The sequence below is a fragment of the Rossellomorea orangium genome, assembly GCF_019334305.1.
GTDB lineage: Bacteria > Bacillota > Bacilli > Bacillales > Bacillaceae_B > Rossellomorea.
The window spans coordinates 18,683-30,103 of record NZ_JAHWGH010000003.1 but is presented as its reverse complement, the minus strand read 5'-3'; the positions used below and the strand labels follow the sequence as shown (position 1 = coordinate 30,103).

At 43.2% G+C, this 11,421-nt stretch carries 19 protein-coding genes; 11 read left to right on the top strand and 8 right to left on the bottom strand.

Annotated features, from left to right (window positions below):
* Positions 1-279 precede the first annotated feature (279 nt).
* Positions 280-780 (top strand): DoxX family protein, encoded by a 501-nt coding sequence (locus tag KYJ26_RS01600; RefSeq protein ID WP_219165609.1) that lies wholly within the window; start codon positions 280-282, stop codon positions 778-780.
* A 78-nt stretch (positions 781-858) separates the two neighbouring features.
* On the opposite strand, the gene KYJ26_RS01595 is transcribed toward KYJ26_RS01600, so the two are convergent.
* The 3 genes from KYJ26_RS01595 to KYJ26_RS01585 form a co-directional block, all read right to left on the bottom strand.
* Positions 859-1,044 carry a YfhD family protein gene (locus tag KYJ26_RS01595; RefSeq protein WP_060673389.1) on the bottom strand — a complete coding sequence of 62 codons (186 nt, stop codon included), beginning with the start codon at positions 1,042-1,044 and terminating at the stop codon, positions 859-861.
* Positions 1,045-1,143: 99 nt separating this feature from the next.
* A complete protein-coding gene (locus KYJ26_RS01590) occupies positions 1,144-1,269 on the bottom strand; it encodes a YfhE family protein (protein WP_079531092.1) in 126 nt (41 codons plus the stop codon).
* A 71-nt stretch (positions 1,270-1,340) separates the two neighbouring features.
* Positions 1,341-2,246, bottom strand: a complete 906-nt coding sequence (locus tag KYJ26_RS01585; RefSeq protein ID WP_219165608.1) for a TIGR01777 family oxidoreductase — start codon at positions 2,244-2,246, stop codon at positions 1,341-1,343.
* Between the two features lie 88 nt (positions 2,247-2,334).
* Here KYJ26_RS01585 and recX point away from each other — a divergent pair, with 88 nt between their 5' ends.
* Together recX and KYJ26_RS01575 are read left to right on the top strand one after the other, a co-directional pair.
* Positions 2,335-3,141, top strand: a complete 807-nt coding sequence (recX, locus tag KYJ26_RS01580; protein ID WP_219165607.1) for a recombination regulator RecX — start codon at positions 2,335-2,337, stop codon at positions 3,139-3,141.
* Positions 3,142-3,181: 40 nt separating this feature from the next.
* Positions 3,182-3,595 (top strand): hypothetical protein, encoded by a 414-nt coding sequence (locus tag KYJ26_RS01575; protein ID WP_219165606.1) that lies wholly within the window; start codon positions 3,182-3,184, stop codon positions 3,593-3,595.
* Between the two features lie 41 nt (positions 3,596-3,636).
* On the opposite strand, the gene KYJ26_RS01570 is transcribed toward KYJ26_RS01575, so the two are convergent.
* Positions 3,637-4,311, bottom strand: coding sequence for an SDR family NAD(P)-dependent oxidoreductase (locus tag KYJ26_RS01570; RefSeq protein ID WP_219165605.1), 675 nt, complete (start codon positions 4,309-4,311; stop codon positions 3,637-3,639).
* Positions 4,312-4,789: 478 nt separating this feature from the next.
* On the opposite strand from KYJ26_RS01570, the gene KYJ26_RS01565 reads away from it, so the two are divergent.
* Positions 4,790-5,116: a YfhH family protein gene (locus KYJ26_RS01565; RefSeq protein WP_219165604.1), complete on the top strand. Its 327-nt coding sequence runs from the start codon at positions 4,790-4,792 to the stop codon at positions 5,114-5,116.
* 37 nt (positions 5,117-5,153) lie between these two features.
* Here the strand turns inward: KYJ26_RS01565 and KYJ26_RS01560 are convergent, their stop codons facing one another.
* Together KYJ26_RS01560 and KYJ26_RS01555 are read right to left on the bottom strand one after the other, a co-directional pair.
* Positions 5,154-5,312: a YpzG family protein gene (locus tag KYJ26_RS01560; RefSeq protein ID WP_082051311.1), complete on the bottom strand. Its 159-nt coding sequence runs from the start codon at positions 5,310-5,312 to the stop codon at positions 5,154-5,156.
* Positions 5,313-5,344: 32 nt separating this feature from the next.
* Positions 5,345-5,509 carry a small, acid-soluble spore protein K gene (locus KYJ26_RS01555; protein ID WP_034762570.1) on the bottom strand — a complete coding sequence of 55 codons (165 nt, stop codon included), beginning with the start codon at positions 5,507-5,509 and terminating at the stop codon, positions 5,345-5,347.
* 151 nt (positions 5,510-5,660) lie between these two features.
* On the opposite strand from KYJ26_RS01555, the gene KYJ26_RS01550 reads away from it, so the two are divergent.
* Positions 5,661-5,936, top strand: coding sequence for a YfhJ family protein (locus KYJ26_RS01550; RefSeq protein ID WP_034762572.1), 276 nt, complete (start codon positions 5,661-5,663; stop codon positions 5,934-5,936).
* Between the two features lie 43 nt (positions 5,937-5,979).
* Here KYJ26_RS01550 and KYJ26_RS01545 read toward each other — a convergent pair whose 3' ends face one another.
* Positions 5,980-6,966, bottom strand: coding sequence for a metal-dependent hydrolase (locus KYJ26_RS01545; RefSeq protein WP_219165603.1), 987 nt, complete (start codon positions 6,964-6,966; stop codon positions 5,980-5,982).
* 87 nt (positions 6,967-7,053) lie between these two features.
* On the opposite strand from KYJ26_RS01545, the gene KYJ26_RS01540 reads away from it, so the two are divergent.
* Both KYJ26_RS01540 and mutY read left to right on the top strand, forming a co-directional pair.
* A complete protein-coding gene (locus tag KYJ26_RS01540; protein WP_219165602.1) occupies positions 7,054-7,362 on the top strand; it encodes a hypothetical protein in 309 nt (102 codons plus the stop codon).
* A gap of 49 nt (positions 7,363-7,411) precedes the next feature.
* On the top strand, positions 7,412-8,518 hold the full coding sequence (mutY, locus tag KYJ26_RS01535; RefSeq protein WP_219165601.1) for an A/G-specific adenine glycosylase: 1,107 nt from the start codon (positions 7,412-7,414) through the stop codon (positions 8,516-8,518).
* Positions 8,519-8,560: 42 nt separating this feature from the next.
* Here mutY and KYJ26_RS01530 read toward each other — a convergent pair whose 3' ends face one another.
* Positions 8,561-8,785, bottom strand: coding sequence for a hypothetical protein (locus KYJ26_RS01530; protein WP_034762579.1), 225 nt, complete (start codon positions 8,783-8,785; stop codon positions 8,561-8,563).
* Between the two features lie 102 nt (positions 8,786-8,887).
* Here KYJ26_RS01530 and fabL point away from each other — a divergent pair, with 102 nt between their 5' ends.
* From fabL to ntdP, 4 genes are all read left to right on the top strand, one after another.
* Positions 8,888-9,631, top strand: a complete 744-nt coding sequence (gene fabL, locus KYJ26_RS01525) for an enoyl-[acyl-carrier-protein] reductase FabL (RefSeq protein WP_034762580.1) — start codon at positions 8,888-8,890, stop codon at positions 9,629-9,631.
* A gap of 76 nt (positions 9,632-9,707) precedes the next feature.
* On the top strand, positions 9,708-9,911 hold the full coding sequence (locus tag KYJ26_RS01520; RefSeq protein ID WP_219165600.1) for a gamma-type small acid-soluble spore protein: 204 nt from the start codon (positions 9,708-9,710) through the stop codon (positions 9,909-9,911).
* Positions 9,912-10,309: 398 nt separating this feature from the next.
* Positions 10,310-10,570 carry a YgaB family protein gene (locus KYJ26_RS01515; protein ID WP_219165628.1) on the top strand — a complete coding sequence of 87 codons (261 nt, stop codon included), beginning with the start codon at positions 10,310-10,312 and terminating at the stop codon, positions 10,568-10,570.
* Positions 10,571-10,773: 203 nt separating this feature from the next.
* On the top strand, positions 10,774-11,304 hold the full coding sequence (ntdP, locus tag KYJ26_RS01510; RefSeq protein WP_034762875.1) for a nucleoside tri-diphosphate phosphatase: 531 nt from the start codon (positions 10,774-10,776) through the stop codon (positions 11,302-11,304).
* Positions 11,305-11,421 lie beyond the last annotated feature (117 nt).

The window sequence follows — 11,421 nt, the reverse complement described above, 5'->3', positions numbered from 1 at the left end:
GAACATGACCCAATATTCAGCTGCTGATTTTTTTATATAGAATTCAGCAACTGAATCTACTAGTGAATCGTTTACAAACACAATAGTATTCTGATATTGACACCTTTGTGAACGCAACAAAAGCCTATTGTATTTAGGTTGATGTAGAGGTATATTATAGATGTAAAGAACATGTGAAACACTTCACAATCATTATTCATCACCTGACATCAGGTTCTTCAATCCGACATAACATGTGAATTGTTTCACAAAAACATTACCATAAGGAGATGATCCATCATGAGATGGTGGGAAAATCAAAAGGTGAGTGTGGTTTGGACAATGTTGAGAATTTGGTTGGGCGTTCAGTGGCTGGAGGCAGGATGGCATAAGGTGAATGACGGGTTTGATGCAAGTGGTTTCCTGCAAGGGGCAATGACAAAAGCAACTGGTGAACATCCTGCAGTTCAAGGCTGGTATGCAGAATTTCTGAACGGATTTGCACTACCAAACGTTGAGCTGTTCAATGTTCTGATTCCGTGGGGTGAGATATTGGTGGGAGTGGGCTTGGTTGTGGGATTCATGACATTACCAGCTCTGATTGCAGGGGCATTCATGAACCTTAACTTTTTATTGGCGGGAACTGTGAGCACGAATCCAGTCCTGTATACAGTGGCCATCATTCTTCTTTTTGCAGGTAGAGGGACATACTATTGGGGAGCTGATCACTGGATCATGCCATACATGAAGCAATTGATTCACCATAATGAAAAGAAAAACAAAAAGCCGATTGTGGTTTGAGAGAGTAACATAAGAAGGGACCCGTGCTTTCACAGCAGGGGTCCTTTTTTACCTGAATTTTCAACTAACGGGATTGCACTATTGGTTTTTCTTCACTCGCGCACGCTGATTGGCAGCATTTGCACGGGCTTGCGCTTCCATGTCAGCCTGGTCGGCAAGTTCTCGTGAGAACTCTTCGTCAACACCATCAGATTTGAGCTGAGCGGGTGTTTGTGGCAGGCTGTTTTTATTTCCTCTTTTACTATGTCCGCGTGATCTTCCCAATATCAACATCCCCTTTTCGCTAAAAAATAAAGGCACAGGCTTGTAACCTGTACCTTTATCTTTCTTCAAAGTAGGGGGTTTTAGTTAGGAAATAATTGACTATCTATGGGCTTTGGAACTGAAGCCGCCTGCACGGTCGGCTGCTTTGAACTCCCTTGAGTACGTCACTTCCTGAGCGCTAGATAAAACTGACTTGTTCTTGTCTTTCTTTTTCTTATTATCCATTCGTATGTACATCCCTTCTTTTCAAGATTAGTTCTATTTTTGCCGTGAAAAGGAAGGGACATACCTCTTACTTATCGATATATTTCCATCAGGGCACTCTTTAATTCAGGGTATTTGAATTTGAAGCCATGTTCTGAGAGGACACTTGGGAGAACTTTTTGTCCTTCCAGCACAAGTGAACTCATTTCCCCCATCGCGACTTTTAAAGCGAATGATGGGACCGGTATCCAGTGTGGCCTGCCCATAACGGATCCGAGTGTCTTTCCGAATTCTTTCATGGTGACTGGGGAAGGAGCGGTGACATTAACCGGTCCTGTGATCCCCTCCGTTTCAGTAACAAAATGCACGGCTCTCGCGATATCTTTAATATGAACCCATGACATCCACTGTTCACCTGAACCGACCGTGCCTCCGACAAACATTTTATAAGGGAGCGCAATACGGGGGAGGGCACCTTCATCTTTACCGAGGATGATGCCAAATCGTGTATATGCTACACGAATACCCAATTTTTTGGCCTTGGCCGCTTCCTTTTCCCATATTTGCACGGTTTCCCCAAGGAAATTGTCTGCCGTTTCCGTCGAGGCTTCTGTATACGTATTCGTCTTTGAAGAAGGATAATAGCCGATTGCGCTCGCATTGATTAGGCATGCAGGCTTTTCTTTCAGGGCCTTAATAATATTGATTACTTCCCCAGTGGAGGTGATCCGGCTATTGATGATGCGCTTCTTACGCTCATCGGTCCAGCGTCCGCTGTTGATGGATTCGCCTGCAAGGTTGATAAATGCATGGATTCCTTCAAGGGTCTCTTCGGGTCTTGCTCCATCAGACAGCCACTTCACATACTTCACGCCTGGACGTGCCTCATGTTTATCCGGATTACGTGTAAGAATCAGTATTTCATGTTCATGTGAGAGAAGTTCCTCCGTCAGTGCCTGGCCGACAAAACCTGTTCCACCTGTAATGGCGATCTTCATCTTCATCCCTCCAGTTATATTATTATTTTACCTATCTTCAGAATAAAAAACATGTTGGATGTGTTAGGATTATGGTGAGGTGGAAAAAATGGGTAAGATTACGAAAATAACGAAGCAAGTGAAGAATGATGAGCGTTACAATTTATTTATAGATGGGAAATATGCCTTCAGTGTCGATGAAGCAGTCCTTGCAAAGTTTCAGCTTAGAAAAGGCCTTGAGGTGGATGAGCTGGAGATTTCAGAGCTTCAATACGAAGACGATGTGAAAAAAGCATTCAACAAAGCGATTCAGTATCTGGCCTATCGGATGAGGACGGAAAAAGAAATCCGCGATCATTTGCAGGAAGGGGACCCGGAAGATGGAATCATACAGGAAGTGATCCATAAATTGAATGAGATTAAATACATCAATGATTTGGAATTCGCCCATGCGTTTGTCGGGACACAGATGAATACCGCTGAGAAAGGACCTGTATGGATACGAGGTGAATTAAGGAGAAAAGGGGTAGGTGACTCACATATTGAAGAGGCACTTGCTGCTTTCACACAAGAAAAGCAGGTAGATAAAGCCGTCGCTTTAACAGAAAAGCTCCTTCATAAATATCGAAAAGACTCCAAGATGATCGCCAAGCAAAAGGTCGAGCAAAATATGATGAGAAAAGGATATCCTGGCTCGGTCATGAAAATCGTGTGGGAGACAGTCGAATCCGAGAGGGATGACGATGAGAGATGGGATGCGGTTTATCATCAGGGATTAAAGGCTCACAGAAAACTTAGTACAAAATATGATGGATATGAATATGTACAAAAGATGAAACAAACGTTGTATCGAAAAGGGTTTTCCATGGAAGATATCGAAAGACTGCTGGAAGAATTAAAAGAAAATGAATGGTGATCTTTTTCAGCATTAAAAGGTTGTGGAAAGGGGTAGTTCTGTGGAGATAGTTGCTCTTTTGTTCGTTATTGTCACGCTGCCACTTATCATTAGAACTAGTAGAAAATTCAAGATATACGCTGGTGGAATAGTAATTGGTACAGCCCTTATATTTCTCATCGGTGAATTGACGATTAAGGTGCGAACGGACTTCTTTTCAATAGGCAGGCAGGAGTGGCATAACCAGGGGTTCGCTGAAGATATGGGGAAATGGGTCGTGCCATTCTTCCTTCTCGGAGTCGCCATATTCTTGGTCTTGGTCAATATCAGGATGATACAGCAGTTTCTAAAACGGAAAGATGGCATCCGGTGGGTATGGATCGCCTTTGTCGTGGTCATTGATGTATTTGCATTGTTTTTAGTTCCTATGCTTTTATTTTTTGTGGCCTTTATGTTTTTTCCTTTTGCTCCGTAAATCAAGGCAGCTTTCGTTTATCGAAGGCTGCCTTTTGAGGTTTATTTTTTTGATTCGATGACAATTTCATCTTTTTCCTGGTATTCATTCACGATCATCTCCGCCACTTCTCGGGGAGAACGAAGTCGTGAAGGATCGCTAATATGGTCGCTATTATCCCAGAAAGGAGTATTCATGCCCCCCATATAAGCATTGACGATACGAAGATGGGTCCCTTCATATTCTTTTTGCAGACTTTCCCCAAATCCTCTTAGTGCGAACTTGCTTGCTACATATAAGGATTCATTTTTCTTACCTCTAAGACCAGCTGTAGAAATGATATTGATGATGGTGCTATCCTGCTGCTCAAGTTGAGGCAGTAGTGCCTTCGTTAACCGTATTGGTCCGAGGGCATTGGTCTCGAACATGCTTACTAATTCGTCGTCGTTTGACTCGTTGAATGGTCCGAAGTAGCCTACACCTGCGTTATGTATGAGTAATGAAAGGCTGCTGTTTGTAAGGTGGTTTTCATACACCTTTTGTATTTTTTCATTTGAGTTGATATCCAATATGGCAAAGGATGCTTTGCCCCCAATATGTTCAATTTCAGCTGCCGCTGTTCTTAAAGTATCTTCCGTTCGTCCTAGCAGGAAAATATGAAATCCCTGTTTGCTCAGAAGTATGCCTAATTCTTTACCGAGGCCAGAGCCTCCACCTGTGATGATGGCTGTTTTCATGTTGAATTCATCCTTTCTTGTGCTTATCGGGTCTGATCAGTCGTCTCCGCTTTTCTTATTGTCCAGCTCCAGCGGCTAGCCCCTCGAGGTCATAAGTCCAGCCCACCAAAAAGGCAAAAGGCGCCTTTCCGGTAGACTTGCCTTATGCTTGTCGCCTCTGTGCAAAGCCCCTCCGCTTTTCTTATTGTCCAGCTCCAGCGGCTAGCCCCTCGAGGTCATAAGTCGTGATGGCCAAAAAGGCAAAGAGCGCCTTTCCGGCCATCCCGTCTTATGCTTGTCGGGTCTGACCAGCCGCTTCCGCTTTTCTTATTGTCCAGCTCCGACTCCTAGCCCCTCGAGGTCATTTCCAATCAAACAGTTGAGGGCAAAGAGCGCCCTCATCTGTTTGCTCGGAAATGCTTGTCGGGCCTAACCAGTCGTCTCCGCTTTTCTTATTGTATCATTTTCTCTATACTACTATTAGTAGAGGTGATGAGGAATGGAACAAGAGAGAAGATATAGTGAGATGACAGAGCATGAGTTGAAGCAGGAGATTGCTTCGTTGAAGGAGAAGGCAAGGAAGGCCGAGCAGCTGGGTATTGTGAATGAGTTTGCTGTGTTGGAGCGGAAAGCCCTTATGGCGCAGGCTTATTTAATGGATCCTGATGCATACAAGCCTGGCGGCATATACGCAATCGAAGGAGATCCCGGTACATACTTCAAGGTGGATTACTTAAATGGTGTTTTCGCATGGGGGTACCGCCTTGGGGGTGATGGGAAAGAAGAGGCTTTGCCGATTTCCCTATTGGCAGGAGAGAAGAAATAAGGAAGAGGTCCGTCAAGAGGGACGGACCTCGGAAGGTCTAGGAACGTTTACGTGTCTGGTTCTCTAGAATGATTAAGTCTTGAGTTTGTGTAGTCTGTCCATTTGCCTGGGAATGGGCATGCTTCGGATTGTAGAATGCCTTGTTAAATGGACTGCTGTACTTATTTCGGTAAAAGTTGTTTTTCATGTTTGCCATCGTGACTACCCCCTAATCAAATTTCACTCGCATTAAAGTGAGTCGTGATCTCGTTGTCCAGAAGATTTCATGCGTTCTTGAGGATGGGTATTGATGGTGCCGTTAGCCCTTTTAGATGCATATTCCGCTTTTGCTCTCGGTTCACCTTCAAATTTATTATTGTTCATATTGGGGAACCCTGTCGATTTATTTCGCATAATGTGCCTCCTAAAAGGTGAAATTTACTGACTCATACCGTGAAGAAGCAAAGATTCACAACTAAGCTTAACCACGTACCCTTAGTATGGGTGAAATGGTCCACATTATCATAAAAGGATGAACTAAATATTTGGAAAAGGAGGAGACAAAATGGAGTCTACATTCCACGAATTAACACAGTTGTTAATTGAAAAAAATAATAAGCTCTCATATGAAAAAGCGAGGACTTGGATCGAACTTGTTTGGGAAGATTTCGAAGCGACATACGCAAAAGCAGGTTACGATTACAAAGGAAAAGCAGTAACGGAGAAAGTCGTTCGCCAATGGGTCAACACGTACGGAGAACAAATCCACGAGTTTGCTGCCCAAAACCCGAAATACAAGCACTTGATTGATGATAAAGAAGATGATGATTTAGTACATTAACATGATGAGGGACGGACCTTTAAAGGTCCGTCCCTCACTGTCTTTAATCAATTAATATGTCGATGTCGACTTTTGAGCGAAGTTTTTCTTCGCTGAAAACCCATCCTGTGTAGGAGCTGACGATGTTCAGGTCCTTGTCGAGCTGCACGAGGGCAACGAATGGGTAATGTCCATTATTTCGGTAGCGGAGGTCAATGAAACGGACTTCGTAATGGTCATCGTATTCATCCACTTCCCAGCGGTAAACCGGGGAAAAGGAAAGGAATGCTCCCAGGTTTTTATCTTTCTTAGCGGCAATGATGACTGGGTTTTCAGGAATCGGCACCCGTTCAAATTTATCAAAGATCGTGATAGACCTTCTATAGGCTCTCGCTACATAGTAATGGTGCTTTGTGACAACGGCAAGACGCCATTGGAAAAATCGAATCGTCGGTGAAACGATGATTTTCTCCGCTTTCGGAACCCTGCGTTTCACCGCATTTTTTACGGCTTTCTGAACCTGGAACCTCAACACATAATAAGCGAAAATTACGATGTACATGACCAAAAAGGTTTTTCCCGGAGGAAGTCCTACTCCCCATAGAATTAAACCGGCAACATGAATCCCGAAGATAATCGGATCAAACGTGTTGATGACCCCTAAAGCGACCCATTTCGACGAAATTGGTCTGATGGCCTGTGTGCCATATGCGTTGAAAATGTCGACAAATACATGGAGGAATACGGCTAAAAATGTCCAAATCCATAAGTGAAGCAAATCTGCACCAGGAAAAAAAGGATAAAGACAAGCGACGATCAACAGCGGCCAGAGAACAACCGCCGGTATACTATGTGTAATTCCTCGGTGATGACGAATATAAACCGCATTATTTCGAAGTTTCAAGACGGTATCGATATCGGGTATTTGAGAGCCGATGACTGCTGCAAGCAATACGCTTTGAGAAGTGGCCGCACTCTCGGCAACAACGGGATCCAATGTAGCCAACCCCCCGAGAGCGAAACCCATGACGATATGAGTACCTGTATCCAAAAAAAGTCCTCCCTTGGCTCGCATTTCTAAGATTTGTTTATGACGTAGCATTGGTGAACATGATATGGTTAAAAGGAGATTATTTCAATGAAAAACACCTTGCACATTTACTTAGAATATGAAATAAAACAGCATCTAAAGCCTCGATATAAGCAAATTATGACCAGTATCGCAGAGACATTACCACAATATGATGCTTGTGATATCAGTTGGGAGAAGGCTGAAGACACTTCTAACCGTTATATCGAAACCTTCGTTGTCCCGACTGAATCTCATTTTCATGTGTTAAAACGTTTACGAAAATCCCGTCGTCATTTATTATTTGGATTACTGGACGAATGTATTTGTGGTGGTGTAAAAGAAATAAACCTTATCTGCTTAAAAACAGAGCATTAATTATTTATTCCCTAATCAATGTAACATTTAACATCCTGGAGGTACAAAATTGATAGAAGATTCACTGAGACATTTACAGACCATTAACCGTGAGGATTTTCAAAAAGATCTGATTTCCTGGTTTTCAAGGGAACAGCGCGATCTTCCGTGGAGGAAGGATCAAGATCCCTATAAAGTGTGGGTATCTGAAATCATGCTTCAACAAACAAGGGTGGATACGGTCATACCTTATTTTAACCGATTCATTGATAAATTTCCCACGATAGATGCTCTTGCCTCTGCTGATGAGGAGGATGTCCTGAAAGCATGGGAAGGCCTTGGTTATTATTCACGAGTAAGGAACTTGCAGTCTGCGGTTAAAGAAGTGAATGAAAAATATGAAGGAATCGTTCCGGATACGCCTAAAGAAATTTCATCTTTAAAAGGAGTGGGTCCCTACACAGCAGGGGCGATACTCAGCATCGCCTACAGTAAACCCGAACCCGCTGTAGACGGAAATGTAATGAGGGTTTTTTCACGGATCCTTTCCATTTGGCTTGATATTGCCAAGCCTTCATCCAGAAAGGTGTTTGAAGAAGCGGTAAGGAACCTGATTTCTAAAGAAAATCCTTCTTATTTCAATCAGGCATTGATGGAACTTGGGGCATTGATTTGTACCCCAACTTCACCATCTTGCCTTCTCTGTCCTGTAAGGGAACACTGCCAAGCTTTTGAAGAAGGGGTCCAAACCGAGCTCCCCATCAAGTCAAAGAAAAAATCGGCACGCAAGCTCAACATGGCTGCAGCCGTTCTTTTTACAGAAGATGACCGGGTCGTGATTCACAAACGACCTGGAAAAGGGTTGCTCGCCAACTTATGGGAATTCCCTAATTTTGAAATGGGAAATTCGGGCAGCGGACGTGCGCAATTACTTGATTCTTTGGAAGAAGAGTATGAAGTGGACTGCTCATTAAAGGCGGGGGTTGTGACAAAAATCCAGCATGTATTTTCTCATATTATTTGGGATATTGAAGTATATGTAGGATCGATCGACAGCAATTCTCTCGAGGGCAGCAGCTTGTTGGCAGTTACACCCGAAGAAATGGAGAAGTATGCCTTTCCCGTTTCACATCAGAAAATTTGGCAGGAAACCGGGGAAGGGATCTTGCAAAACTAGAAAGGGGCAGCGGGAACCGCTGCTCCTTTCATCATTGCAATTTCAGTCGTAGCTGATCTTCGTGCCATGAGTATAATCGGCTTCGCCACGCTTCAACCCGCCACGGTTTTCAATTTCTTCGACAATTTCCCGGTGAATAGATTGTCCTTCTGCATTCAAATAAGGTACTATTTGTTGTAGTGAGTGATGAAAGAAAGCAAGTTCGCTTTTCTTCCATTCATCTTTTGGAATCATTGAAAGCTCTGTCATATCTCTGCCTACATACATAACTCATTCCTCCAATTAACTATGTTCTTATTAGTTTGCATGTTCAGAGTCTCTTTATGCCCTGGACCAATTGGAAAATGAAATTTGAAAGGATGAAGAAACATGAGTCAAAAAGTAGCATTAGTAACAGGAAGCAGCCGCGGTCTCGGAAGGGAAATCGCCATCCAGCTTGCAGAAAAAGGATACGATATCGTCGTCAATTATGCCCGCAGCAAAAAAGGTGCCCTTGAGACGGCTGAACAAGTTGAAAAGCTTGGCCGTAAAGCGTTTGTTGTCCGGGCAAATGTCGGGGATGTAGATAAAATCAAATCCATGTTTGAGCAGATCAAAGAAGAATTCGGACGCCTGGATGTATTGGTAAGCAATGCGGCGTCCGGAGTACTGCGACCTGTCATGGAGCTTGAAGAGTCTCACTGGGACTGGACAATGAATATCAATAGTAAAGCATTATTATTCTGCGCCCAGGAAGCGGCTAAATTGATGGATAAAGGTGGACGCATCGTAAGCATCAGCTCTTTGGGATCGATCCGTTATTTGGATAATTACACGACAGTAGGTGTTTCTAAAGCTGCCGTTGAAGCATTGACGCGCTATCTTGCCGTTGAGCTTGCGCCTCGTGACATTATCGTAAATGCCGTTTCCGGTGGTGCCATCGATACAGATGCACTTAAGCATTTCCCTAACCGTGAAGAGCTCCTGGAAGATGCCCGCAGCAAAACGCCTGCAGGACGAATGGTCGAAATCGATGATCTTGTGAAGTCAGTCATGTTCCTCGTTTCGGACGATTCCTCCATGATCAGAGGGCAAACCATCATCGTAGACGGTGGTCGTTCGCTTCTCGTTTAATGGAATGTTTTTCCTGAAATTAATCGAATAGTGAAATCCACGCTTGGTTATCTTAATAAGCGTGGAGGTGATTACAATGGCAAAACAACCAAACAAAACTCAATCTGGTACAAACGTTCAACACGTGAAACAACAAAACGCTCAAGCTGGTCAAGCTCAGCAACAATACGGTACTGAGTTTGCTTCAGAAACGACTGCAGCTCAACACGTAAAGCAACAAAACCAACAAGCAGAAGCTAACAAAGCGAAAGCTTCTGGTAAATACGGACAACAACAATAATTTCATTGTTCTTGACAGGAAAAGCACCCATTCAGTTGGGTGCTTTTTCATTTTTGCCCTGATTATAGGATAGGAAGTCCAATAAGTGCGTAAGATGCCACTTTTTGAGGATGCACTAAAGGGGGGGCATTGCGTCATTTTGGATGATGATTGCGTCGTTATAAAAATAATTGCGTCATTTTCATTTTAATTGCGTCAATTTTTAAATATTTTGCGTCATTCTGGGTGACAATTGCGTCTTTTAACAAATATTGAAAAACAACCTTACAAAACGGCACCTCAGTTCTCAACATTCCCATCGACAAAACTTTCATGTTTATGACAGAAAAAGTCAAAGGGTTTGTGCACTGAAAGGAGAATGTGTTAGGAGAGCTTGTTTAGAGGAGTTGGTTGAAGTGATGCAGCAGCGTTTTAATGAGTTGGTTACGGTGCAGTTGGAAACGATGGATAAGTTGTTATATCTTCAGTCCGAAATAGAGCGCTGTCAGGCGTTGGAGGAAGAATTGATCGAGCTTCAGGAAATGACAAAGGCTGAATCGATTCAGAAAGAAATCCTTACTAAAAAGAAGGATCTCAGGGAAATACAGAAAACCTTTCAAGAGCAGACCGATGAAGTGATCCGCTCCTATCAAAAGGAACAAAGCGGCGTCACATCATAAACTTCAGGAATCATCGGCCGGTTCGGCAGAAGCACCACTTATATTTCCATAAAACACCCCATTTTGAAGTTATTTCGGGCCGTTCTTAAAGGATATTTTCTTTAAGGATAGCCCTTTTGTTTTAAATTTTCTGAGGAAACGTTATAATGATAAAATAGACTAGTATATATAAGGGTAATTTTGAAATGAAAGAAGGGGATACGATGGCGGTTCCCACTGAAGGAAAATCTGTACAAATACATAGCTTTAAGCATGATGGAAACATTCACCGCATTTGGAATGAGACGACGGTCCTGAAAGGGACCACGAATCAGATCATCGGTGGAAATGACCGGACGATGGTGACGGAATCAGACGGAAGGACATGGATGACCCGTGAGCCGGCCATCTGCTATTTTCATTCGGAGCTATGGTTTAACATTATTTGTATGATTCGTGAGGACGGTATTTATTATTATTGTAACTTAAGCTCACCATTTGTATATGATCATGAGGCGATCAAGTATATCGATTACGACCTGGATATCAAAGTGTTTCCCGACATGACATATACACTGCTCGATGAAGATGAGTATGAAGCTCATCGGAAACTATACGGTTACCCTGATGTGATCGATCACATCCTGAAGCGGAATGTTGATAAGCTTGTCCGTTGGATCAGACAAAGAAAAGGGCCATTCGCCCCGGACTTTATTGATATTTGGTACGAGCGTTATCTGACCCACAGGGGTTAACAGAAATCCTCAAAATTGTATAGGTATCGTAGGGCTGACCCGGTAAGGAGCAACCTACTCCTGAACGATTATTCGATCAGGAGTAGGTGCAGTGCTTCTTTCAGTAAAGGGTCACCC

Bases quoted from the DNA above. Each gene is read 5' to 3' on its own strand.
- KYJ26_RS01515 (WP_219165628.1), top strand. From the start codon at position 10,310: ATGCAGCAGCGTTTTAATGAGTTGGTTACGGTGCAGTTGGAAACGATG.
- ntdP (WP_034762875.1), top strand. From the start codon at position 10,774: ATGGCGGTTCCCACTGAAGGAAAATCTGTACAAATACATAGCTTTAAG.
- KYJ26_RS01570 (WP_219165605.1), bottom strand. From the start codon at position 4,311: ATGAAAACAGCCATCATCACAGGTGGAGGCTCTGGCCTCGGTAAAGAA.
- KYJ26_RS01585 (WP_219165608.1), bottom strand. From the start codon at position 2,246: ATGAAGATCGCCATTACAGGTGGAACAGGTTTTGTCGGCCAGGCACTG.
- fabL (WP_034762580.1), top strand. From the start codon at position 8,888: ATGAGTCAAAAAGTAGCATTAGTAACAGGAAGCAGCCGCGGTCTCGGA.
- KYJ26_RS01530 (WP_034762579.1), bottom strand. From the start codon at position 8,785: ATGTATGTAGGCAGAGATATGACAGAGCTTTCAATGATTCCAAAAGAT.
- KYJ26_RS01555 (WP_034762570.1), bottom strand. From the start codon at position 5,509: ATGCGAAATAAATCGACAGGGTTCCCCAATATGAACAATAATAAATTT.
- KYJ26_RS01560 (WP_082051311.1), bottom strand. From the start codon at position 5,312: ATGGCAAACATGAAAAACAACTTTTACCGAAATAAGTACAGCAGTCCA.
- KYJ26_RS01600 (WP_219165609.1), top strand. From the start codon at position 280: ATGAGATGGTGGGAAAATCAAAAGGTGAGTGTGGTTTGGACAATGTTG.
- KYJ26_RS01540 (WP_219165602.1), top strand. From the start codon at position 7,054: ATGAAAAACACCTTGCACATTTACTTAGAATATGAAATAAAACAGCAT.
- recX (WP_219165607.1), top strand. From the start codon at position 2,335: ATGGGTAAGATTACGAAAATAACGAAGCAAGTGAAGAATGATGAGCGT.
- KYJ26_RS01550 (WP_034762572.1), top strand. From the start codon at position 5,661: ATGGAGTCTACATTCCACGAATTAACACAGTTGTTAATTGAAAAAAAT.
- KYJ26_RS01520 (WP_219165600.1), top strand. From the start codon at position 9,708: ATGGCAAAACAACCAAACAAAACTCAATCTGGTACAAACGTTCAACAC.
- KYJ26_RS01565 (WP_219165604.1), top strand. From the start codon at position 4,790: ATGGAACAAGAGAGAAGATATAGTGAGATGACAGAGCATGAGTTGAAG.
- KYJ26_RS01590 (WP_079531092.1), bottom strand. From the start codon at position 1,269: ATGGATAATAAGAAAAAGAAAGACAAGAACAAGTCAGTTTTATCTAGC.